Origin of the sequence: Amycolatopsis sp. cg13 (assembly GCF_041346965.1) — a bacterium.
Classification (GTDB): Bacteria; Actinomycetota; Actinomycetes; order Mycobacteriales; family Pseudonocardiaceae; genus Amycolatopsis.
In genome coordinates this window covers 5,579,350-5,601,277 of the sequence record NZ_CP166848.1, presented here as the reverse complement: position 1 = coordinate 5,601,277, position 21,928 = coordinate 5,579,350, and the positions used below count along the sequence as shown (strand labels likewise).

At 68.9% G+C, this 21,928-nt stretch carries 24 protein-coding genes; 16 read left to right on the top strand and 8 right to left on the bottom strand.

Annotated elements, in window-relative coordinates; all coding sequences use genetic code 11:
• Positions 1 to 5 precede the first annotated feature (5 nt).
• The 4 genes from AB5I40_RS25995 (at position 6) to AB5I40_RS25980 (ending at position 4,283) form a co-directional block, all read left to right on the top strand.
• Positions 6 to 515, top strand: a complete 510-nt coding sequence (locus tag AB5I40_RS25995; RefSeq protein WP_370932643.1) for a hypothetical protein — start codon at positions 6 to 8, stop codon at positions 513 to 515.
• A 70-nt stretch (positions 516 to 585) separates the two neighbouring features.
• Entirely contained in the window at positions 586 to 2,376 is a 1,791-nt protein-coding gene (locus AB5I40_RS25990) for a cation acetate symporter (RefSeq protein WP_370932642.1), read from the top strand.
• Positions 2,377 to 2,420: 44 nt separating this feature from the next.
• On the top strand, positions 2,421 to 2,777 hold the full coding sequence (locus AB5I40_RS25985) for a rhodanese-like domain-containing protein (RefSeq protein ID WP_238603641.1): 357 nt from the start codon (positions 2,421 to 2,423) through the stop codon (positions 2,775 to 2,777).
• A 411-nt stretch (positions 2,778 to 3,188) separates the two neighbouring features.
• A complete protein-coding gene (locus AB5I40_RS25980) occupies positions 3,189 to 4,283 on the top strand; it encodes a DUF4328 domain-containing protein (RefSeq protein ID WP_370932641.1) in 1,095 nt (364 codons plus the stop codon).
• Here the strand turns inward: AB5I40_RS25980 and AB5I40_RS25975 are convergent.
• Positions 4,280 to 4,882 carry a TetR/AcrR family transcriptional regulator gene (locus tag AB5I40_RS25975; protein WP_370932640.1) on the bottom strand — a complete coding sequence of 201 codons (603 nt, stop codon included), beginning with the start codon at positions 4,880 to 4,882 and terminating at the stop codon, positions 4,280 to 4,282. The genes AB5I40_RS25980 and AB5I40_RS25975 overlap by 4 nt on opposite strands.
• A 100-nt stretch (positions 4,883 to 4,982) precedes the next feature.
• Here AB5I40_RS25975 and AB5I40_RS25970 point away from each other — a divergent pair, with 100 nt between their 5' ends.
• Together AB5I40_RS25970 and mca are read left to right on the top strand one after the other, a co-directional pair.
• On the top strand, positions 4,983 to 6,323 hold the full coding sequence (locus AB5I40_RS25970) for an MDR family MFS transporter (protein ID WP_370932639.1): 1,341 nt from the start codon (positions 4,983 to 4,985) through the stop codon (positions 6,321 to 6,323).
• Positions 6,320 to 7,135 (top strand): mycothiol conjugate amidase Mca, encoded by an 816-nt coding sequence (gene mca / locus AB5I40_RS25965; protein ID WP_370932638.1) that lies wholly within the window; start codon positions 6,320 to 6,322, stop codon positions 7,133 to 7,135. The genes AB5I40_RS25970 and mca overlap by 4 nt, the downstream gene beginning before the upstream one ends.
• A 488-nt stretch (positions 7,136 to 7,623) precedes the next feature.
• On the opposite strand, the gene AB5I40_RS25960 is transcribed toward mca, so the two are convergent.
• Entirely contained in the window at positions 7,624 to 8,778 is a 1,155-nt protein-coding gene (locus AB5I40_RS25960) for a cytochrome P450 (RefSeq protein WP_370932637.1), read from the bottom strand.
• Between the two features lie 76 nt (positions 8,779 to 8,854).
• On the opposite strand from AB5I40_RS25960, the gene AB5I40_RS25955 reads away from it, so the two are divergent.
• The 5 genes from AB5I40_RS25955 to AB5I40_RS25935 all read left to right on the top strand — a co-directional run bounded on the left by AB5I40_RS25955 (position 8,855) and on the right by AB5I40_RS25935 (position 12,343).
• On the top strand, positions 8,855 to 9,730 hold the full coding sequence (locus tag AB5I40_RS25955) for a DUF5926 family protein (protein WP_370932636.1): 876 nt from the start codon (positions 8,855 to 8,857) through the stop codon (positions 9,728 to 9,730).
• Between the two features lie 68 nt (positions 9,731 to 9,798).
• The gene (locus AB5I40_RS25950; protein WP_370932635.1) at positions 9,799 to 10,152 is read left to right on the top strand and encodes a DUF952 domain-containing protein; all 354 of its coding nucleotides are present in this window, start codon (positions 9,799 to 9,801) and stop codon (positions 10,150 to 10,152) included.
• A 61-nt stretch (positions 10,153 to 10,213) separates the two neighbouring features.
• Positions 10,214 to 10,840, top strand: a complete 627-nt coding sequence (locus tag AB5I40_RS25945; protein WP_370932634.1) for a SigE family RNA polymerase sigma factor — start codon at positions 10,214 to 10,216, stop codon at positions 10,838 to 10,840.
• On the top strand, positions 10,837 to 11,664 hold the full coding sequence (locus AB5I40_RS25940; protein ID WP_370932633.1) for a hypothetical protein: 828 nt from the start codon (positions 10,837 to 10,839) through the stop codon (positions 11,662 to 11,664). The genes AB5I40_RS25945 and AB5I40_RS25940 overlap by 4 nt, the downstream gene beginning before the upstream one ends.
• A 94-nt stretch (positions 11,665 to 11,758) precedes the next feature.
• Positions 11,759 to 12,343 (top strand): dihydrofolate reductase family protein, encoded by a 585-nt coding sequence (locus AB5I40_RS25935; RefSeq protein ID WP_370932632.1) that lies wholly within the window; start codon positions 11,759 to 11,761, stop codon positions 12,341 to 12,343.
• Between the two features lie 69 nt (positions 12,344 to 12,412).
• On the opposite strand, the gene AB5I40_RS25930 is transcribed toward AB5I40_RS25935, so the two are convergent.
• The 3 genes from AB5I40_RS25930 to AB5I40_RS25920 all read right to left on the bottom strand — a co-directional run bounded on the left by AB5I40_RS25930 (position 12,413) and on the right by AB5I40_RS25920 (position 15,219).
• Positions 12,413 to 12,964 carry a ferritin gene (locus AB5I40_RS25930; protein ID WP_370932631.1) on the bottom strand — a complete coding sequence of 184 codons (552 nt, stop codon included), beginning with the start codon at positions 12,962 to 12,964 and terminating at the stop codon, positions 12,413 to 12,415.
• 163 nt (positions 12,965 to 13,127) lie between these two features.
• Positions 13,128 to 14,324 carry an arginine deiminase gene (locus AB5I40_RS25925; protein WP_370940607.1) on the bottom strand — a complete coding sequence of 399 codons (1,197 nt, stop codon included), beginning with the start codon at positions 14,322 to 14,324 and terminating at the stop codon, positions 13,128 to 13,130.
• A gap of 61 nt (positions 14,325 to 14,385) precedes the next feature.
• Positions 14,386 to 15,219: a CPBP family intramembrane glutamic endopeptidase gene (locus tag AB5I40_RS25920; protein WP_370932630.1), complete on the bottom strand. Its 834-nt coding sequence runs from the start codon at positions 15,217 to 15,219 to the stop codon at positions 14,386 to 14,388.
• 22 nt (positions 15,220 to 15,241) lie between these two features.
• On the opposite strand from AB5I40_RS25920, the gene AB5I40_RS25915 reads away from it, so the two are divergent.
• Complete coding sequence (locus tag AB5I40_RS25915; protein WP_344281945.1) at positions 15,242 to 15,709, top strand: PPOX class F420-dependent oxidoreductase; 468 nt, start codon at positions 15,242 to 15,244, stop codon at positions 15,707 to 15,709.
• 4 nt (positions 15,710 to 15,713) lie between these two features.
• On the opposite strand, the gene AB5I40_RS25910 is transcribed toward AB5I40_RS25915, so the two are convergent.
• The gene (locus AB5I40_RS25910) at positions 15,714 to 16,514 is read right to left on the bottom strand and encodes a DUF2470 domain-containing protein (RefSeq protein WP_370932629.1); all 801 of its coding nucleotides are present in this window, start codon (positions 16,512 to 16,514) and stop codon (positions 15,714 to 15,716) included.
• A 241-nt stretch (positions 16,515 to 16,755) separates the two neighbouring features.
• Here AB5I40_RS25910 and AB5I40_RS25905 point away from each other — a divergent pair, with 241 nt between their 5' ends.
• Together AB5I40_RS25905 and AB5I40_RS25900 are read left to right on the top strand one after the other, a co-directional pair.
• Positions 16,756 to 17,610 (top strand): hypothetical protein, encoded by an 855-nt coding sequence (locus tag AB5I40_RS25905; protein WP_370940606.1) that lies wholly within the window; start codon positions 16,756 to 16,758, stop codon positions 17,608 to 17,610.
• The gene (locus AB5I40_RS25900; protein ID WP_370932628.1) at positions 17,607 to 18,242 is read left to right on the top strand and encodes a helix-turn-helix domain-containing protein; all 636 of its coding nucleotides are present in this window, start codon (positions 17,607 to 17,609) and stop codon (positions 18,240 to 18,242) included. Before AB5I40_RS25905 ends, AB5I40_RS25900 begins: the two co-directional genes overlap by 4 nt.
• Here the strand turns inward: AB5I40_RS25900 and AB5I40_RS25895 are convergent.
• Together AB5I40_RS25895 and AB5I40_RS25890 are read right to left on the bottom strand one after the other, a co-directional pair.
• Positions 18,239 to 18,907, bottom strand: a complete 669-nt coding sequence (locus AB5I40_RS25895; protein WP_370932627.1) for a DUF998 domain-containing protein — start codon at positions 18,905 to 18,907, stop codon at positions 18,239 to 18,241. The two genes, AB5I40_RS25900 and AB5I40_RS25895, sit on opposite strands and share 4 nt — an antisense overlap.
• 107 nt (positions 18,908 to 19,014) lie before the next feature.
• Positions 19,015 to 19,614 (bottom strand): TMEM165/GDT1 family protein, encoded by a 600-nt coding sequence (locus tag AB5I40_RS25890; RefSeq protein WP_370932626.1) that lies wholly within the window; start codon positions 19,612 to 19,614, stop codon positions 19,015 to 19,017.
• A gap of 173 nt (positions 19,615 to 19,787) precedes the next feature.
• On the opposite strand from AB5I40_RS25890, the gene cutA reads away from it, so the two are divergent.
• Positions 19,788 to 20,108 (top strand): divalent-cation tolerance protein CutA, encoded by a 321-nt coding sequence (gene cutA / locus AB5I40_RS25885; RefSeq protein ID WP_370932625.1) that lies wholly within the window; start codon positions 19,788 to 19,790, stop codon positions 20,106 to 20,108.
• Between the two features lie 132 nt (positions 20,109 to 20,240).
• Positions 20,241 to 21,746, top strand: coding sequence for a cytochrome ubiquinol oxidase subunit I (locus AB5I40_RS25880; RefSeq protein ID WP_370932624.1), 1,506 nt, complete (start codon positions 20,241 to 20,243; stop codon positions 21,744 to 21,746).
• Positions 21,747 to 21,928 lie beyond the last annotated feature (182 nt).

The window sequence follows — 21,928 nt, the reverse complement described above, 5'->3', positions numbered from 1 at the left end:
CGTCGATGTCCTCGCCCGAAGACCCTTACCACCGGCTCTCGAACGGCGTCCGCGAACCGGACCCGACGCTGGGCGTGCGGCCGGAGGACCGCGCGGTGGTCGAACCGGTGCCGCCGGCTCCCGAACCCGCTCCGCGCTCCAGCGAACCCGCGCACGTGCGGCCGAAACGGGAACGTGTGGTGCTCGCCGATTCGCGGCAGTCGTCCGGGCGGATGCGCGGGCGGGTCGAGCTGGAGGAGCAGACCAGCTGGGGAAAACTGCTGGTCCGCGACCTGGTGAAGGTGCAGTTGCGGACGTCGGTGTGGCTGGCCGTGCTCGTGCTGGTCGTGCTCGGGATGCTGCCCGCGTTGTTCTACTTCCTCCCGGCGGTCGCGCGGTTCACCGTGATCGGCATCCCGATCCCGTGGCTCGTGCTCGGCCTGCTTCCGTTCCCGTTCCTCTTCGCCGTCGGCCTCTGGTACAACCGGCTCGCCGAACGGCACGAACGCGACTTCGTCGACATGATCGAGAACTGACCCGCGCGGGGGATGCGCGCCGTGGTGGCGGCGCGTCGTCAAACCGTGTGGTCGTGCGAGGATTCACGCCGTGCAGCTGACCCCGTGGACGTTGACCGGCTTGGTGCTGGTCGCCTTCGCGACGTTCTACCTCGGCTTCCGTTCGTCGCGCGGTGCCACCAGCACGCACGATTTCCTCGTCGCCCGCCGCACCGTGCGCTCCAGCCGCAACGCCGCGGCGATTTCCGGCGAATACCTGTCGGCGGCGTCGTTCCTCGGCGTCGCGGGCATGGTGCTCAAGCAAGGTGCCGACGCGACCTGGTACCCGATCGGCTTCACCGCCGGGTATCTCGCGCTGATGCTCTTCGTCGCCGCACCGCTGCGCCGGTCCGGCGCGTACACGCTGCCGGACTTCGTGGAGGCCCGGCTCGGCTCGATCGGGCTGCGCCGGTTCGCGACCGCGGGTGCGGTGTTCATCGGGATTCTTTACATGGTCCCGCAGCTGCAGGGCGCGGGGCTGACGCTCGCGCAGATCGTTCCGGTACCGGCGTGGGTCGGCGCGTTGGTGGTCATCGTCTTGGTCGCGGGCAACGTGATGGCCGGCGGGATGCGCGCGATCACCGTGGTGCAAGCGTTCCAGTACTGGCTCAAGCTGTTCGCGATCGCCGTGCCGACTTTCGTGCTGTGCATGGTTTTCTTCTCCGGCGGCGGCCCGGGTGGCTTTCGTGCGCTCGGTGCGCCCGCGCCGCCGGTGTTTCCGTCGGAAACCAAGGTGACGGTGCAAACCGACGTCACCGTGAAGGTCACCACCGAGACGTTCTTCTACGCACACGGCCACATCGACGGCGGTCCCGCGGGCGGCATGGCGCGCTGGTCGCCGCTCGTGCCGCACAAGGTGTCCTCGGGCACGACGCTGGAATTCGCCGCGGGCACGCCGGTGCCGATCGTGAGCGACGCGCCCACGTCGAACGACGCGTGGCTGCATCCGGCGTCGAACGGCATTACCGACCTGCTGCAGACGTACTCGCTGATTTTCGCGCTGTTCCTCGGCACCATGGGCTTGCCGCACGTGCTGGTCCGCTTCTACACCAACCCCGACGGCAAGGCCGCGCGCCGAACGACCGTGCACGTGTTGTTGCTGCTCGGGCTGTTCTACCTGTTCCCGACGATGCTGGGCGCGCTCTCGCGGATGTACGTGCCGCAACTGCTGCTCACCGGCAACACCGACGCCGCCGTGCTGCTGCTGCCGACCGCGGTGTTGCCGGGTTGGCCAGGGCAGATCCTCGCCGCGGTGGTGGCGGCGGGCGCGTTCGCGGCGTTCCTGTCGAGCTGCTCGGGACTGCTGGTGAGCGTGGCCGGGGTGGTGTCGACGGACCTGCTGCCGGGCCGGGTCAAGGATTTCCGGGTCGCGACCCTGCTGGTCGCGATATGCCCGATGGTGCTCACGCTGATCTTCCGCACCGAGGACATCTCGCTGTCGATCGGGATGACGTTCGCGCTCGCCGCGTCGACGTTCAGCCCGCTGCTGCTGCTCGGCATCTGGTGGCGCAAGCTCAGCTGGCCGGGCGCGCTGGCCGGGATGGTCGTCGGCGGCGGGCTGGTGCTCGGCGCGCTGGCGTACAACATCGTGTGCGAGTACACCGGAGACAAGATGCCGTGGTACACCGTGCAGCCCGCGCTGATCTCGGTGCCCGCGGCGTTCCTGGCGACCTACGTGGTGAGCAGGCTGACCCGGTCCGGCCGCCCGGAACTGGTGAACGACATCATGCTGCGCCTGCACGCCCCCGACCCGCTCGGCCTGATGCGCGACCGCGCGGTCGCCCGCTTCGGCCAGGCCGACGAGAAGCTGCGCGCCAGCCGGGGACGACACCGCAAGGGATAGCGGTTAGCGTTCCTCACACGCGTACAACGTCATGACATGGGAGCATGGAACCTGTGGTGAGCCCTGCTGAAATTCCGACCGCTGAAGTCCGCGACCTTCCCGCGGACGTCGCACTGCTCGACGTCCGCGAGGACGACGAGTGGGCTGCCGGGCACGCCCCCGCTGCGGTGCACATCCCGCTCGGCGAACTGCCCGCGCGCGTCGGCGAACTCGCCGAATTCCCCGAGGACAACCCGGTCTACGTCATCTGCCGCTCCGGCGGCCGCTCGGCGCGCGCCGCGGCCTGGCTGAACGCCAGCGGCTGGGACGCGGTCAACGTCGCGGGCGGCATGGGAGCCTGGGCCCGCGAAGGCCGTCGCATGGTGAGCGAAAACCCCGACACTGAACCCGAGGTTCTCTGACGGATGCCTGCCCAGTCTGTTCCCGAGCCGCCGGAGTCCGCGGACCCGGCGTCGTTCGTTCCTGGCTTCGGCCGCGACGAAGGGGACACTGGGGACGGTGCCCGGCCGGGTTCTGGGTCGCCGGTTGAGGCTGGCGGTTCTTCGGGGGGTTATGGGCAGCCTTCTGGCGTGGGCCATGCCGGGTCGGCTGGGGCTTCGCAGTCTCAGCCTGGCCAGGCTGGTGGTGCGGACGCGGAGTCGACTGGGCGCGAGCAGTTCGCCGTGCAGTCGTATCCGGCTCAGCCTGGCCCCGCGCAGTCGTATCCCGTTCAGCCCGGCAGCGCGAGTGCGCAGCCCACCGGCTTTGCCCAGCCGGGCCCGCCGCCGCAATCCGGTGCGCAGCCGTATCCCGGCGGTGCTGCCCATCCAGGCATGCCTCCGTACCCCGGCCACTGGGCGCAGCCGCATCCCGGCCAGCAGTTCGCCAATCCGTACCAGCCGCAGTACCCCGCGCATCCGCAGTACCCGGCGCAGGCGTACCCGCATCCGGCGTACCCGCGCCCGTTCACCGCCGCCCCGCAAGGCGCGGTCCACCGACCGGCTCAGCAACAGCCGCAGCCGATTCCGCCGAAGCGCGCGGCCAAACTGCGCTGGGTCGCCTCCCCGCCGCCGAGTGCCGTCCGCCGTCGCCGCGCCGTGCCCGCGACGCCCTACTCCGGTCCGCCGTCCTATCCGGTGCCGCCGCGATGGGGCTTCCCGAATCTCACCTGGCGCCGCCCGACGAACGTGCCCGGCACCGCGTCCGGCGAGGTCCGGCCGATCGACCGGATTCCGGTGCTCGCGCGGAGCCTCACGACGATCCTCTGGACGTTCGCCGTCCTCGCGGTGATCGCGGCGGTGGCGGAGATCTGGCGGTACGCGCTCCTCGTCGAAAGCCGCGATTCCGCGCTGAACACCAGCGTCGTCGGGTTCTCCGACGCGTTCGTGATGCTCGCCGGGCTGCTCACCACGATCTTCTCGCTGCTGCCAGCGGGACTCTCGGTTTGGTGGCTGCTGGTCGCCCGGCAAGCCGCCGCTGACGAAGCCGGTGAAGCGCCGCCGCGGCCGGTCTGGCAGGTGCTCGTGAGCGTGCTGGTGCCGATCGTGAACCTGCCGCTCGCGTTGTCCGTGGTCAGCGAGCTGGAGCACGCCGTGCTCCGCCGTCCCCGCGACGCGCGGCCGAAGCCCTCGCGGCTCGTGCTCGGCTGGTGGGGCACGTGGCTGGCGAACTGGGTGCTGCTGGTCGTCACGATCATCTGGCGCATCCGGCCGGGCGTGCAGGCGATGGCGGACAGCGTCCTGCTGGTCGCGCTCACCGACCTCGCCGCGGCCGCGCTCGCGATCGTCACCGCGCTGGTGATCCGCCGGTTCTCGCATCTGCTGATGCCGATCGCCCCGGAACGGCTGCGCGACCTCCGCGTGCTCAAGATCGAGGGCGCGCCGGAGCCGGAACTGCGGACCGCGCGGCCGGTCGGCGCCGCGCGTTAAAGGTCGCCGAGCGCCGGTTCCAGCTGGCCGAACGCGACCGCCGCCGAGTTCCGGATCTGCTCCACCAGGTCGTCCATTGTGACGTCTTGCCAGATCAGCTGCCAGACGTCGTCGAACAGCAGACGCAGCACTGACGTGAGGTGCGCCCCGGCCGTCCGCGACAGCATTTCGCGGTCCAGGTGCCGGTCGAGCAGCGCGGCGACGAGCTGGTTTTCCCGGTCGGCGTGCATGTCCCGGAGCGCGGACGTGAGACGTTCGCTTTGCCGCACCATCCGCACGAAGGACACGTCGGCGAACCCGAGCAGCGCGCTCGTCTTGTCCAGTTCGGCGAAGAACCCGTCCCGCACGGCGTCCAGTGCCGGTGCCTCCGGATCGGCCCGGACCAGATCCGCGGGCCAGTCCACGAAATCCGTCCGGATGTCGAAGACCAGGTCTTCCTTCCGGCTGAAGTGATTCGTCACGGTCATCTTGGCGACGCGTGCCGCCTCCGCGACCTCGGCGATCGTCACCTGGTCGAACCCGCGCCGGATGAACAGCCGCGTCGCCACGGCCGAGATCGTCTGCCGGGTCTCCAGTTTCTTCTGCTCCCTGAGGCTCACCCGGTCACTGTACTAGGTCCGACCTAAAATTGTGCTTGACCCATTAACTAGGTTCGACCTAATCTCAGGTCCGACCTAATGAAGGGGGTGACTCGACTCGATGACCACGCAGCTTCCGGTCTCCGATGCCGGGCTTCGCAGGCTCGGCGGGGTGCTGATCCTGGGCGCGGTGCTGTCGATCCTGGACGCGACGATCGTGTCGGTCGGCATCGGCGTGATGGCGCGCGACCTGGACAGTTCGCTGCCGACCGTGCAGTGGGTGGCGAGCGCGTACCTGCTGGCCGCCTCGCTCACCATCCCGCTGTCCGGCTGGCTCGCCGACCGATTCGGCGGCCGTCAGGTGTGGATCGTGGCCGTCGGCTTGTTCACGCTGGGCACAGTGCTGTGCGGTTTCGCCTGGTCAGCGCCGGCGTTGATCGCGTTCCGCGTACTGCACGGCCTAGGCGGCGGTCTCATGCAACCAGTCGGTCAGGCGATTTTCGCGCAGGCGGCCGGCCCTCGGCTGGGCCGGATGATCGGCGTCGTCACGCTGCCCGCCACCGTCGCGCCCGTGCTGGGCCCGATGCTGGGCGGCGCACTCGTCCAGGATCTGGGCTGGCGCTGGCTGTTCTTCGGAATCGTCCCGTTCGGCGTCGCCACCTTGCTGCTCGCCGTCCGCGTGCTGCCGCGCGAGAAACCAACGGGCACCCGCGACCCGCTAGACGTCCGCGGCCTGCTGTTGCTCCCGCCAGGACTCGGCGCACTCGGCTACGGCCTAGGCGAAGGCTCCACCGCGTTCGCCATCGCCGGTGCCGTGCTGCTCATCGCCTACGCCTGGCACGCCCGTCGTGTTGCGGTGCCGCTGCTGGACCTGAAGTTGTTCGCGCACAAGGCTTTCACTGTCGCGAGCGCGAGCACCTTCTTGCTGGGCGCGTCGCTGTACAGCTCGATGTTGCTGCTTCCGCTTTACTACCAACAAATCCAGCACACGTCCGCCCTAACCGCCGGACTCCTCCTAGCGCCCCAGGCCTTAGGCTCCGCCGTCGTCCTCATCGCAGGCGGGAAGCTGTTGGACCGCTTCGGCTCCCGAACCGTCATGCTCACCGGCATCGCACTGTCCCTCGTAGGCACCATCGCCTTCACCCAACTCGGAGATTCCCCAAGCCCGACCCTGTTGACAGTTTCGTTGCTGATCCGTGGGTTCGGCCTAGGCGCGACGGCCACCCCCGGCATGACGATGTTGTACACCTCGCTGGAACGCAGCCAAATCCCTCGTGCGGCGAGCGCGATCAACGTCGTCAACCGCATCGGCGGCTCGCTGGGCACGGCGTTGCTGGTAGCCGTCCTGCACGCGCAACCGCCTGGTGCCGCTGCCTTCGGTACCACTTTCACCTGGGCGCTAGGCCTCTCGCTGCTGAGCTTTATCCCCGTCCTCTTCTTCCCGAAAGGATCCCGCGCATGACGCTGCGCCTCCTGGCCGTGCACGCCCACCCCGATGACGAATCAAGCAAAGGCGCCGCGACGCTAGCCCTCTATGCGCGCGAAGGCGTCGACGTCCTAGTAGCCACCTGTACCGGCGGCGAGCGCGGCGATGTACTCAACCCAACCTTGAACCGAGAGGACGTCCGACGGGATCTGCCCGCCATCCGCCGCCGAGAAATGGCTGATGCAGCAAGGATTCTCGGCATCCGGCAAACTTTCCTGGGCCACGAGGACTCGGGTATGACGGAACCTTCTCCCTGTGGAAGCTTTGCCGAAATCCCTTTAGCTGAAGCGACAAAACCACTGCTGGACCTGATGCGGGAATTCCGTCCACAGGTAGTGATCACCTACGACGAAACCGGCGGTTATCCACACCCCGACCACATCCGCACCCATGAGGTCACGACCGCCGCGTTCGACGAGTCCGACGACGGCACCTCGCGCAAGCTCTACTACCTGGCCACCCTCAGCCGATCCTGGTTCGAAGCCATGCACGAGGCGACCCTCGCCGCTGGTCAAGAGTCGATGATGGGCCCCGTCCTGGAAGAACTCCCGCCGACGGACGTGCTCACCGTGACCACCCGAATCCGCTGCGAAGAACACTTCGCGACCCGCGATGCCGCGTTGCGCGCGCACGCCACGCAGATGGATCCGGCGCACCCGTTTTTCGCGCACTCCCGCGAGATCGAACGAGAGGTCTGGCCCTGGGAGGACTACCACCTGGCCCGCACGAACGGCCCGATCGAGATCGGTGCGGGATTGGAGGACGACTTGTTCGCGGGTTTGCGGTGAGTGCGCTGCTCGGGGAGAGGCTCTCGGTTGCCCGCGCGGACTCGACGGTGGTTTCGGCGGGTGCGCCATGGTGAGTGCGGTGTGCCGGGCCGTTCGCGGGGTTGCGCTGAGGCCGCTGCCAGGTGATCGTTTCGGTGCGGCGGTGCGGCGGTGCGGCGGTGCGGCGGTGCGGCGGTGCGGCGGTGCGGCGGTGCGGCGGTGCGGCGGTGCGGCGGTGCGGCGGTGCGGCGGTGCGGCGGTGCGGCGGTGCGGCGGTGCGGCGGTGCGGCGGTGCGGCGGTGCGGCGGTGCGGCGGTGCGGCGGTGCGGCGGTGCGGCGGTGCGGCGGTGCGGCGGTGCGGCGGTGCGGCGGTGCGGCGGTGCGGCGGTGCGGCGGTGCGGCGGTGCGGCGGTGGAGAGGGAGATCTCGGCGGAAGCATCCATTGTGGACGGATCTCCGCCGGAGACCAGCGCGATTATCCAGCACTCACCACCCCAAACCCGCGAAATTCAGGCAGTCACTGGCAAACTCCGCAGCCCCCGGATCACGAACTCCGGCCGACGCTCCGGCACCGCCGCCAGTCGCAACTCCGGAAGTCGCTTCGTGAGCGCAGTCAACGCCGCCGCGATCTCCACCCGGGCCAGCGGTGCCCCGACGCAATAATGGATCCCCATCCCGAACCCGAGGTGTGCGTTCGGCGACCGGCCGACGTCCAGGGTGTCCGGAGCATCGAACACCTTCGGATCGCGCGCCGCGGCACCCAGCAACGCCCCGATCTTCGAGCCCTTCGCCACCCGATGACCGGCGATCTCCACCTCCTCGGTCGCCGTGCGCTCGAACAACTGCAACGGCGAATCGAAGCGGATCAGTTCTTCCACAGCCGAGTCCAGCAACGTTGGGTCGGACCTAAGCCGCTCCCATTCCGTCCGGTGGGTCAACAACGCCGACACCCCATTGCCGATCACGTTCACCGTCGCCTCGTGGCCCGCCATCAGCAGCAGGACCGCGGTGGCGACTACCTCGTCCGGGGTCAGTTCGCTCGCGGTCAGGTCCCGGACGATCCCGCGCGGGGAGCCAGCGACGACGTCGCGCAGGTAGGCCACGAAATCGGCCGCGGCTTGCTCGGCAGCGTCGCGGCCGTCCTCGGACAGGCCGTATTCGTACATCTTCACGATGGCGTTGCTCCACGCCACCAGTTGCGAGCCGTCCGAGGTCGGGACGCCTAGCAGCTCCGCGATGACCGCGACCGGCAACGGCTGTGCCAGATGTTCCAGCAGGTCCGCGCTGCCGTCAGCGGCGATTTTCGCGGCCAGAGTGTCCACCATGGACTCCGCGAGTTCCGCGACCATCGGACGCAACCGCTGCACGTGGCCCCGGCCGAACTCGCCCGCGATGACGCGGCGCAGGCGGGTGTGCGCGGGCGGTTCGTTCTCCAGCAACGAGTTGCGGTGCAGCAGGTTGAACGATGCGAACCGTTCCAGCGGCTGCGCGTCGGTCCAGATTCGGCCTAGTCCGCGGTGCCGGAGAACGGCGGCGGACGCGGCGTGCGAAACCGTGATCGCGATGCCGAGGCCGTCGTGCTGGTGCACCTCGCCTTCGGCGCGCAGCGCGGCGAACGCGGGATACGGGTCGGCGAGGAAGGCGGGATCGCGAGGGTCGAACACGAGCAGACTCTAACCCGCGAGCCCGCGTACCCAATCGCTTCGATAGCGTCTGACACCGAGTTCCAAGGAGGCTGAAATGGGTAAAGGCGCGCGTAAGAAGGGTCCCAAGCCGGACCGCAAGCCGAAGGTGCGCGACGTCTTCGTCGGGCAGCCGTTCGAGGGTCTGGCGGCGGAGCCGGAGCTGATCGCGTTGCGCGAGTTCGTCCCGTCGGCCACGGCGAAGCTCACGCTCGCCGACGGCGGCGACGTCACGCTCGGCACGGTGCTGCCCATGGCCGCCGCGGCGTTCGTTCGTTCGGACGGGGAGCGCTTCCTCGGCCTCCAGGTGCAGACGCGTTCCTCCGACATCAGCCGCGACCTCGGCCGCGCGCTGCGCTGGCTGCTCGAGGCCGGGCCGGGCGACGTGCTGTCGGTGCCGGACACGACGTCGCCCACCGACCCGGACGAGCACAACCGGCTCCAGGACCTGCTCGTGCCGAGCGCGGAGCTGCAGGTCGACCTCCACACCGACTTCGCCTGGTGGCTGCCCGAGGACGCGGACGCGACCGGCGACGTCGCGGTCTCCCTCGAGCGCGCCAACGCCGCGATCATGCCCACCGACCGGCTCGGTTCCGGCGCGTACTGGGTGCTCGCCGGCGAGAAGGCGCACCTGCGCTGGGTCCGCCCGGAGCCGGAGAACCTGCTGCTGCAAGCGCTTGCGCGACTGTCCGCGGCCGGCACGCTCGGCCTCGGCGAGGGCACCCGCTACGCCGGTTCTTTCCGCGCGCACGGCCTGCTCGTCCCGGTGTGGGACCTCGACCCCGAGGCGCACGCGCGGGAGTGGGCCGAGCCCAAGGACCAGCTCGGCGCCCGGCTGGACGAGGCGCTCAAGTCCCTCGACTCCGAGCCGCTCAACGCCACCGAGCGGCGTGCTCGCGACGGTCTCATCGGGCGGCAGCTCACCATTCGCTGACCTATCCACATGTGGACAACTCGACCTGAGTTGTCCACATGTGGGTAAGTCGATGGGACGATCACAGCGTGATCCTCCACATCTGCACCCGCGACGAGTGGGCCGCGGTGCCCGAAGACGGCGAATACCGCGCGCCGTCGCTCGAAGACGCCGGATTCATCCACTGCTCGGACCCTGGCACCGTCGCGCTGCCCGCCAACGCGCTTTTCCGCGGCCAAGACGGTCTGGTGCTGCTGGAAATCGACCCCAAGCTGGTCGACGCGCCCGTCCGCTGGGAGGACGGGGACCCGCCGGACCCGCGCGGAATCCAGTTTCCGCACATCTACGGCCCGATCCCGCGAAACGCTGTGGTCTCGGTACACGATTTCCCCACTGACTCCGGCGGCGTCTTGAAGCTGCCCGAGTCGCTTTCCGTGCGCTGACCTCAGTTGTCCACAGCTACGGAAAGTAGCGACGGAGACGGGACAACCCCGGGGGGCGCTCATGCGTGGTGGGGATGACGAGGAACCGTCGCTCGACGCGGTCATCCGGGGAGGGGGCGATACGGTGACAGCAGCCGCGTTGCCCATCGCGAGCGGAGATCCGCCGTGGGCCGGGCCCCAGGCGGAAGCCGTCAACACCACTGCGGACTTCGGCGACTTCGTGCGCGAAGCCCTGCCCGGCCTGCTCCGCTACGGCCACGTGCTCACCGGAAATCCGCACGACGCCGCGGACCTGGTCCAGACCGTGCTCGAAAAGATGGGCGCGCGCTGGTCGTACGTGCAGCAGAAGACCGGCGATCCGCTGGCCTACGTGCGGCGTTCGATGGCGAACGCGCACGTCAGCCGCTGGCGCCGGACGCGGCGGGAGAACCTCGTCGCGGACCTGCCGGAGACCAGCCCGAGCGCGCCGAAGGATCCGTTCGAGCACGAGCCGCTGTGGCAGGCGCTGCGCGACCTCCCGCCGCGGCAGCGCACGGTGATGGTGTTGCGGTACTACGAAGGACTGTCCGAAGTGGAAATCGCCAAGGCGCTGGACATCAGCCAGGGGACGGTGAAAAGCCAAGCGAGCAAGGCCATCGCGTCCTTGCGGGCGAAACTGAAAAACCAGGAAGGAGGTGACGCGGGGTGAGCGAGTCCGAGGACCTGGAACAGCGCCTCCGCGCCCTCCTCACGGACGACCGGCTGGCCGTCCAACCAACCGAGGACGCCGCGTCGGTCATCCTGGCGGGCGCACGTCGGCGGCGGCGCAGGCAGCGCGTCCTGACGTCCGCGGCCGGAGCGGCGTGCGTGCTCGCGGTCGCGTCGGCCGGTCTCGTGGTGATCCAGCTGCGCACGCCGCCGGCGGCGACTGACTTCACCGCCCAGCAAGTCGCCTCGGCCCAGCCCACGGTGCCTTCTTCGGTACCCGAGCCTCCTTCGAGCGCTGAATCGACGCAGGTCCAAGCGCCGGTCGAATCGTCGGAGCACGGTACGGCCGAACCGCCGGTGCCGCCCGCGCATCCGCACCACACGAAGCCGGCACCGCCGAAGACCACGCCGACGAAGGCCGCTTCCGGAGCGTTGGTGACCGCGGACGGCTTGGGCGCGGTGAAGCTCGGCATGACCGAGCAGCAGCTCACGGACCAGGGTATGAAGCTCACGGCGGTCAAAGAGTCGGCTGGCTGCACGTACTACGACGTCAGCGGCGCTGGCGTTCCCGCCGCGACAGCGGTCGTTTCGCCGGACAACGGCGTGGTCGCGGTGAAGCCTGACGGTGCCGCGCATACCCCGGAAGGCGTGGGCGACGGGACGCCGAAGGACCAGGTCACGTCGACCTATCCAGGTACGTCGGAGTCGGGGAGCGCGCTCGTTTCGCCGACCGGCGACCAGGGGGCGTATCACTTCACGCTGAATTCGGACGGGGCTGTCCAGGCCATCGAGGTCCGGGCGAAGACGCAGGACTGCGCCGGCTGAAAATTCCGCGGGCCGATGTCGATCTGGCTGTGCGCCGCTCGTGTAGCGGGTGACGGGCCGGCTCGCGGTCCGCGGAAGCGGAAGGACATTCCCGATGCGTTCGATCAGCGTCATCCTGAGCACCACCCTCGACGGCGTCGTGCAAGGCCCCGGTCGCAGCGATGAGGACACCCAGGACGGATTCGACCTGGGCGGCTGGGGCAACGGCTACGGCGACGACGTTATGGCGCGCGAGATGGGAAAGGGCATGGACCGGCCTGGGGACATGCTGTTCGGCCGGCGTACCTGGGAGGACTTCGCCACCGCGTGGGGGCCGCGCACGGACGGGAACGTGTTCACCGCGCACATGAACGCTGCGACGAAGTACGTCGTCTCCACCACCCTCGACAACGCCGGCGCCTGGCAGAACTCGGTGCTGCTGCGCGGCTCGGCGGTGGAGACTGTGGCTGAGCTGAAAGCCTCGCCCGGCAAGGATCTCGCGATCATCGGCAGCGTTTCGCTCGTGCGCTCGCTGCACGCCGCCGGACTGGTCGACACCTACACGTTGCTGATCCACCCGCTGACGCTCGGCAAGGGCGCGCGGCTGTTCGAAGGACCCGCGCCGCTGACCAAGTTCACGCTCGTCGGAAGCGTCGCGACCACCACCGGCGTGCTCATCGCGCACTACGCGCGGCACTGAAGTTATCCACAGGGGGAAGCCCGGTTGTCCACAATGGGGACAACCGGGCTTCCGGACGTGCTTGAGCTACTACAGCGCGCCACCCGCGACCGGGGGCATTCCGGCGTCCGCGCCGGCGTCGCCGACGGCCTCGCGGTGCAGGAACTTCTCGATCTCGTAGACGTTGTCACCCGCGCGGCGCGCGACCGTGACCAGCGTCGACATCTGGGAGATCTCCTCGACCTGCTCCTTGAGGAACCACTGGGTGAACTGCTCGCTGATGTAGTCCTCCTCGGCCCGGGCGGCCTTCGCGAGCGCGGAGATGTCGGCGGCGACCTCCTTCTCCTGCTCCAGGGCGAGCTCGATCAGCTCGAGCGGGGAGGAGAAGTCGTTGCGCACCTGGCCGGTGCCGGGGATCTCGACGTGGTGGTCCCGGTCGAGCATGTACTGGACGAGCGCCATCGCGTGATTGCGCTCCTCGACGGACTGCTTGTAGAAGTGCTTCGCGAGCTGCGGAAGGTCCTCGTTGTCGAACCAGACCGCGAGCGCGATGTACTGCTGGGAGGCGTTGAACTCGTTGTGGATCTGCGCCTGCAGCAGTTCGTAGAACTTAGAGCGCGGTTCTTTCTTCGTAGCGGCCATGTCCATCACGGTACGTCAATGTCCGATTGTTTTCCACTTTTGGCTGGTGATCTCCACCCTATTAGGGTTACCATTCCTCAAGAAGGAAATACTTATTTTGGTTAGCCTTCCCTTAATGTGTTTGCCCTTATTAAGGAAAGGCTAACTTCGCCCGCGCAGGGGTTCAGTGCCGCTTCGGCGGGGGATCGCGGCGCACCGGGCACGACATGCAGCGCGGGCCGCCGCGTCCGGATCCCAGCTCGGACCCGGTGATCGGCAGCACCTCGATTCCCGCCTCGGTGAGCCGTTCGTTGGTCTCCGCGTTGCGTTCGTACCCCACGACCACGCCCGGGGCCAGTGCCAGCGTGTTGTTGCCGTCGTCCCACTGTTCGCGCTCCGCGGTGACCGGGTCGAGGCCGGTGTCGATCACCCGCAGCCGGTCGATCTCCATCGCCTCCGCGGCGGCTTCGAGGAATGGCGTCGGGCCGGCGACTTTCACGCCGCCGTCGCCAGTCGGCTTGATGGTGAACGCGGTCAGGGAATCGCGGGCGAGCGGATACATTACGACGGCATCGACATCGACCATCGTGCATACGGTGTCGAGATGCATCGTCGCGCGCGATTGTTCGATCGGCACCGCGACGACGGTATGCGCGAGTCCGTCGGCGAATACGGAACGGGCGAGCGATTCGGCGCCGGCCGGAGTGGTGCGTTCGCCGACGCCGATCGCGACGACACCGGGGGCCAGCAGCATCACGTCGCCGCCTTCGATCGGCGCGGAATGCGCGCCGTAAGCGCGGGCGGCGTGGCGGAATCGCGGATGGTAGGCGTAGATCAGGTCGAGCAGCGCTGTCTCCCGCCGGCGCGCGGGCATGGTCAGCGACGAGATCGCGACGCGGTCGCCGATCCACGCCGACGAATCGCGGGTGAAGAGCAGATTGGGCAACGGATCGACGGCGAAGTCGCGCGGGTTGTGCATCATCCGCACCAGCGACGCGCCCTCGGCGGACGGCAGCTCCTCGAACGTCATGCCCGCCATCAGGACCTCGGCGAGCGTGGGCGCGTCGACGCTCGTCAGGTGTGACCTCAGCGAATCCGCGAGGTCGTTGCCGAGACGCCGGTCGTCCACCGCGGCATGGACACCGGCGGCGTGCGCACGCTGATCTTCCAGCGCGGTGCGGAGAACGTCGGCCAGCAGCAGTACCTCGACGCCGCGGCCGCGCAGGACGTCGGCGAACGCGTCGTGCTCCTGCTGCGCGCGGCTCACCCACGGGATGGAGTCGAAAAGAAGCTTGTCGTTGTTGCGGGGAGTGAGCCGTTTCAGCTCGTTTCCCGGCCGGTGCAACAGGACTGCCCGCAGCGGCCCGACTTCGCTGTCCACCCTGGGAGGTGCGGTCATCTCGCTCGTCTCGCTCACGAAGTGCGAGCCTAATGAGCGGGCATCACGGGAGCCAGGAAAGACGGCCTTTCAGCAACGAATAGCCGACGAAGGACACCACATCGAACAAAGTATGCGCGGCGATGAGCGGCCACAGCCGGTTGGTCCGCTGCCACACGCGGCCGAACACCAGGCCCATCACGAGGTTGCCGACGAACCCGCCGAACCCTTGGTACAGGTGGTAGGAACCGCGAAGTACCGCCGCGCCGAACAGCGACGCGTTCTCGCGCACGCCGAGTTGCCGCAGCCGCGTGAGCAGATAGCCGATCACGAGCACTTCCTCGGCGAAAGCGTTGCCGAACGCGGAAAGCGTCAGCGCGATCGGCCGCCACCAGGTATCGCCCAAAGTGGACGGTTGCACCGCGAGGCTGAAGCCGAGGTGATAGGAGATGAAGTACAGCGCGAGCCCGGGAATGCCGATCAGCGCGGCGATTCCGACGGTGATGAGCGCGTCGGGGCGGATGCGGCGGCTCAGGCCGATTTCCCGCAGTTTCAGCCCGGCCCGCCACAGCAGGTACAGCCCGAGCCCGCCCCAGCCGATCAGCTGCGCGGCGCTCAGCAGTTGCTGGAGCAGGTCCAGCAGGCTCGCGGCGGCGCGCGGGACGTTGAGCTGGACTTGCTGCTGCGCCAACGGGGTCGGGCGCAGCAGAGAGTCCACAAGGGACAGCAGACTGCGCGCACCGGACAGCCCGAGGGTGATGCCGAAGACGAGGACCAGCTCGATCTTGACCGCGCGCCGCTCGCGGGCGTCGGTGATCGGAGCCGGGAACGCCGGAAGTGCCGGATTGAGCCAGGAACGCAGGCCCGATGGCCCTCCGGAACGCTCTGTGGTGCGCATGAACGCACGCTACCGTCGGGGTATGCCGAGGACTATCGCCACCAACACGAAGGTCGAGCGCGCCGAGCTGGTCGCGTTCCTCAAGCAGCGGCACCACGCGATCCTGGTGACCACCCGCGCCGACGGACGGCCGCAGCTGTCCCCGAACACGTGCGGCGTCGACGACGAGGGCCGGATCGTCATCGCGACGTATCCGAAGCGCGCGAAGGCGGTGAACCTCCGGCGCAACTCCCAGGTGTCGGTGTGCGTGCTGTCGGACGAGTGGAACGGCCCGTGGGTGCAGGTCGACGGGACCGCGGAGGTGATCGACCTGCCGGATTCGGTCGAGCCGCTGGTCGACTACTTCCGCAGCATCTCCGGCGAGCACCCCAACTGGGACGAGTACCGCGAGGCCATGCGCAAGCAGGGCAAGAGCCTGATCCGGATCACGATCGACCGCTGGGGCCCGATCGCCACGGGCGGCTTCCCTCCGGAGCTGGCGGACGACTGACGCCTCAGTCCTCGCCGTGCTGGTGGCGCAGGAACGGGCAGCCGAGCAGCCGCCGCAGTTCCGCCGCCAGCTGCGGCGGGCTGTCGACTGTCCGGGAGAACGCGAGGCGGACGTCGTGGTCGCCCGCCGCCGATTCGACGCGCAGGCGCAGGCCGTACCGGTCGAGGCCGAGCGGGCGGATCCGGCCGCCGCGCAGGTCCGCGGGCAGGTGCCGGGCCAGTTGTTCCACCACGTCCGGATGGTCGCTTTCCAGGTGCCGCAGCCAGTCGGCCTCGTAGTCGTGGAACGGGTCCGGCGGGGCCGCGCTGAACATGTGCGGCCGCAGCGAATGCGTGCCCTCCGCGTCGGCCAGTACCAGCGACGCCGGGGTCAGCCGGAGCAGCGTGAGGCCGTGACCGACGTCGAGGAGCCGGTGGTCCGGCCGCTGTTCGGCGATCGACACCGCACGCGCGCGGGCCGACACCGCCGTCAGCGGCCGGAGCCATCCGGTGATCCACAGCAGGCCGCGGACCGGTTCCCGCAGCGCTACCGGGGCGTGGTCGGCGAGCTCGACCATGACGGCGAGCTCGCCGCGCTGAGCCTGCCGGGACGCGCACACCATCGGGTGCTCGTCCGGCAGAAGAATGCTGACGCTTCCGCTGTGGTGCACGTGATGCAGGACGGGCTCGACGCGTTCGGCTTCGCAGCCGGCGCTTTCGACGGTCGGCATGATCGTCGCCGGGCCGCCTCGGGTCGCGATCGTCTTGGCGCGTTCGGCGGGGTTCGGCGCGGGCGGGCGGCGCACGGATACGGGTGCCTCGGTCACGGCTCACCTCCTACTTAGGTGAGCCTAACCTGAATTGCCACGCCAAGGGAAGAGTGCGAGCGAAGATCACCCACGGGGCGGGAAACTGCTGGTCAGAGGATCGGCAGAACGGCGGGAACGGGCGGATTCGACCGAGAGGGTCGCTTGATCCTCTGTTGAGACGGCCTCAGAACGCGTCCGCTGAGCGAACGATTTTGTCCTCTTGCCGTACGCTACTAGCGTGTCAGTCGTGTCAAGCGCTGTGGAACTCACGCCCCCCGGCCCCCGTGGAATTCCTCCCCTGTTCGCGCGGCTCGTCGACGACTCGGCGCTCTTCCCGCCCGCGGACGTCGCGATGCCGGAGGCGCTTCGCGCGCACTTCGCATCGCGCGGCGGAGAACACGCCGGGGTGCTCGGAGTTTTCCTCTGCCAGGCCTCGCGGCTGCCGGAGCTGATCACCGAGCTGATCAAGATCAAACCCAAGGAGCCGCTGCCGCTGTCGCTGATCATCGACACGGGGCTCGGCGGCGTTCCGAAGGCGATCTCGATCGTCGAATCGCGCAGCGAACTGCTGTCGCTGCGGATGGTGGAGATGCCCGCCCCGTCCGACGTCGACGAGGTGTGGCTCGAGCGCGTCTCGGAGTTCGTGCCCGAGGACGTCATCCGGGTCGTCGAACCGCGCCGCGGCGTCGGCTGGCTGGACGGCGTGCGCAACGTGATCGAGCACGGCAGCTGGCCGAAGATCCGCTGCGGCGGCAAGGCGGGGGAGAACTTCCCCAGCGTCGACGAGGTCGCCGACTTCCTGTCCGTGGTCAGCGGCTCGCCGGGGGCGTCGTTCAAGGCGACGAACAGCCTGCACCGCGCGGTCCGGCACGTCGACGCGGAGACCGGCTTCACGCATCACGGCTTCCTGAACCTGCTTGTCGCGTCGGCGCGCTGCCTCTCCGGCGGCGACGTCCGCGAAGCGCTGGAGTCGACCGACGGCAAGGCCCTCGCCGACGAGGCGCGCGCGTTGCCGGAGCCGGCCGCCAAGGCGGTGCGGGAGCTTTTCGGGTCGTACGCGGCGGCTTCGTTCGCCGAGCCGGTGGCCGACCTGGGTGAACTCGGACTGTTGTGAGCACGGAGGGGTCGCTGACCCTCGACCGCGGTCTGGCGCTGCTGCAGGCAGTGGCCGATTCGGGCGAGCAGGCGGCGACCATCTCCGAACTCGCGGTGACCATCGGCGCGAGCCGCGCGGCGGTGTACCGGCTGCTCGTCCCGTTGGCCGAACGCGGCCTGATCTGGCGAGACGGCACCAAGGTGCGGCTCGGCGTCGGAGTGCTGCGGCTGGCCGGTCAGGTGCTGCCACAGCTGCGCGAGGCCGCGCGGCCGGTGTTGCGCGAGCTGGCCGAGAAGGTCGGCGCTACGGCGCATCTGACGGTCGCGCAGGGCGATCACGCGCAGGCGGTCGCGGTGGTCGAGCCGTCGTGGACGAGTTATCACGTGGCTTACCGGGTCGGCAGCAGGCACGCGCTCGCTGCCGGTGCGGCCGGGCGGGCGATGGCGTTGCGGCCCGGGGGCACTGACAAGTGGGCCGTTTCGACGGGCGAGATCGAGGCTGGTGCTTCGGGGGTGGCCGCGCCGGTGCGCGGGGTGCCTGGGCTGCGGGCGAGCGTCGGGGTGATCTCGCTGGAGCCGTTGGCTTCGGACGAGGTCGGGCCGCTGGCGGTGGCGGCGGCGGTGAAGCTGGCCGAGGTGCTGCGGACCTAGCGGCGGGACGCGGCGACGAGCGGCCGGACCATGGTCAGCAGCAGCGCCAGGTCCACCGTGAACAGCAGCCGCTCGAACAGCCCGAGCGTCACTTCCTGCTGCGCGGGCCCGGTGATCAGGGTGAACACGAAACCGCCCAGCACCACCGCCACGCTGGCGAAACTCGCGGCGGCCAGCCAGCGGATCGTGGTGCGGCGCGGCTCCCACGGGCACGCGCGACCGCCGCGCCGGGTCAGCAGCCAGGCGGCCGTGGGGAGCGCGAGGAACGCGGTGAGGGCGGCGGCGTTGTGCAGCTGGCCGTCGAAGGAACGGGCTTCGCCGTTCGGGTCGACGGGGACTGTCGCGCAGATCGTGAGGCCGGCGCACCAGACGCCGAGCAGGAGGACGACCGCGGGCGAGCGGCGAGCCTTGACGAGCCCGGCCAGCAACGCCAGCGAACCCAGCGCGAGGGCCAGGCACATGAAGGCGAACAGCCGCGCGGCCGAGTGGTCGCCGAGCCTGCCGTAGACGTACTCCGACAGCGTCTGCCAGATCGGGCTGATTTGCGCGGAGAGCCGCAGGTGCAGATCCGTCGCGATGAGCACGGCCGCCCCGATGCCGACTAGCGCGAGCCTGCCGTGCACCGGCGAAACCGGCGATACGGCGGCGCGGGAAGGGGTCGGCACGGGCACTCCTCGGCGGTCATGGCGGAGGCCATGGCGTCACCGGGGGTTCACCTGGTCCTCGTTCTGGGGTTCCGAAGAGGTTACCTGGCGTTCCTGTGAAACCGCGGTTACCAGAGCAGCTGGGCCAGCGCGAACGCGGCGAAACCGGCGAACACGAACCCGGCGACCCGCTGGATCAGCTTGGGCCGGATCCGGTCGCGGATCTTGGAGCCGATGAACACCGCCAGCCCGGCGACCGACACCAGCGCGGCGAACGCGCCGACCCCGACCGCGAACGGGTTGCCGAGGCGGGCGACGAGACCGGCGGTCGCCAGCTGCGAGGCGTCGCCCCACTCGGCGGCGAAGAGCACGCCGAACGACGTGAGCGCGGAGCGCAGGAACGAAACCGGCCCGGGGCCGGAGCGGGAGGCGTCCTCGCCCGCTTCGCTGCCTTCGCTGAAGCCCTCGCGCAGCAGCAGGAACGCGCCGACGCCGAACATCGCGGCGACCAGCACCGAAACAAGGGTTTCCGGCAAGAGCGTGAGCAGACTGCCGAAAGCGACCGCGATCACGCATTGCACGGCGAATGCCACGCATACTCCGGCGAATACCGGCCAGGCGCGGAAACGGGTGGTGAGCACGAGGGTCGCGACGAGCGTCTTGTCCGGCAGCTCGACGGCCAGTACCAGGCCGAACGCGCTGAACAGAGCGATCAATGCGGGAGACATGGGTTCGTGCTCACCCCTTTCACTGCAACGATAAAGGGGAGGTTCAGAAAACCGCAAGCTGATGGGTTTCGCGAATTGCCTGATAAGGTCGGCAGAATGCTGCCCGCCGGTTAGCCGGATAATTTTTTTCGGTGCGCCGAATTCTGTTTTCCGGCTGCGGTACGGTGCGGGTCATGTCTGCTGACCACGTCGTCGTCATCACCACCGTCGACTCCGAGGCCGCCGCGCGCACCATCGCCGCGAGCGCCATCGAGGCCCGGCTCGCCGCGTGCGCCCAGATCGTGGGGCCGATCACCAGCGTTTTCCGGTGGGAGGACGAGGTGCAGACGGCGGCCGAATGGCGGGTCGAGTGCAAGACGGCCGCGGACCGGTCCGGCGCGCTGGAGGAGTTCCTGAACGTGCGGCATCCGTACGACTTGCCCGAGGTCGTCGTCACGCCGATCGTCGGCGGCAGCCCGCGGTACCTGTCGTGGCTCGTGGAGGAGACGCGCTAGCCGCCACCTGATCGGGGGTAGCTCGGCTCGTTCCCTTCGCTGGGTTTAGGCAGGTCGGCGGGACGTTGGTCCCGGCTTGTTCAGGACGTGTTGAACTGGCTGGCGAGGGTGTCCGCGCGGAGGATCGAACTCGTGGATGTCCTTGAGCTCGCGCGGTGGCAGTTCGGCATCACCACCGTCTACCACTTCCTGATGGTCCCGCTGACCATCGGACTTTCGGTGCTGGTCGCGGCCATGCAGACGGCATGGGTGCGCACCGGCAAGCTGCGGCACCTCAAGATGACGAAGTTCTGGGGCAAGCTGCTGCTCGTCAACTTCGCCATGGGCGTCGTGACCGGGATCGTGCAGGAGTTCCAGTTCGGGATGAGCTGGAGCGCCTACTCCCGGTTCGTCGGCGACGTGTTCGGCGCGCCGCTCGCCATGGAAGGCCTCCTCGCGTTCTTCGTCGAATCGGTCTTCCTCGGGCTGTGGATCTTCGGCTGGGACCGGCTGCCCAAGCGTGTGCACCTGGCCTGTGCCTGGGCGTTCTCGCTGGCCACGATGGCTTCGGCGTATTTCATCCTCGCCGCGAACTCGTGGATGCAGCATCCGGTGGGCGTCGAGTTCGTGAACGGTAAGCCGACGATGAACTCGATCGGCGCGGTGCTCACGAACAACACCGCGCTCGCCGCGATCCCGCACACGCTGGCCGGCGCGTTCTCGGTGGCGGCGGCGTTCCTGGTCGGCGTGGCCGGATGGCATCTGTGGCGGAAGCGTTCGTCTTCGGACGAGCACCGGGACGTCTGGCGCTCGTCGCTGCGCCTCGGCAGCTGGGTCGGCATCGTGGCGTTCGCGGTGCTGGCGATCACCGGCGACGCGCAGGGCAAGCTGATGTTCGAGCAGCAGCCGATGAAGATGGCGTCGGCGGAAGCGTTGTGCCACACGGAAAAGCCGGCGAGCTTCTCGATCATCGCGATCGGCGACGTGGCTAACGCCAACTGCGAGGACGTGAAGACGTTCAACGTGCCCGCGCTGCTGTCTTTCCTGGCGCACAACGACTTCTCGACCGAGGTCAAGGGCGTGGAGAACCTGGTTTCGGAATACCAGGCGAAATACGGCACGAACTACCCGAACGACCCGGCGCTCGGCTCGCTGGCCGGCAAGCCGATCGACTACGTGCCCAGTCTGCCGGTGACGTATTGGGGCTTCCGGATCATGATCGGCTTCGGTGCGATCTCGGCGGGCATCGGCCTGCTGGCCCTGTGGCTCACCCGGCGCGGCCGAATTCCTGGCGGACGCTGGTTCCCGCTGATGGTGCTGGGCGGCATCGCGACGCCGTTCATCGGCAACAGCGCTGGCTGGATCTTCACGGAGATGGGCCGGCAGCCGTTCGTGGTCGCGCCCAATCCGACCGGCGTCGAGGGCATGTGGATGTTCACCGCGCAGGCGGTTTCGAAGCTGACGGTCGGCGAGATTTTGACGTCGCTGATCTCACTGACGGTGCTGTACGCGGTGCTGGGTGTGGTGGAGCTGTACCTGATGCGCAAGTACATCCGGGGCGGGGTGGACGCGGTGATGCCGCCCGCTGCCTCTTCTGACTCCAAAGACTCGGACGGTTCGGATGATTCCGATGACCAGGCGCTTTCGTTCGCCTACTGACCCGGTGGAGCGGGCCGGGGTGCCGCCAGAAGACCCGGAGGGCCGGGTCTGGGCGCGGCTCGCTCCACTGGCCTGGACTGAGTGTCCGGGCGCTCCTGGGACGCCCCGTACCCAGCGTAATCGGGTCGTGGCTCTCGCGGGTTACCCACAGCGAATCTGTGGACAACTCGCTGGGTTGTGGA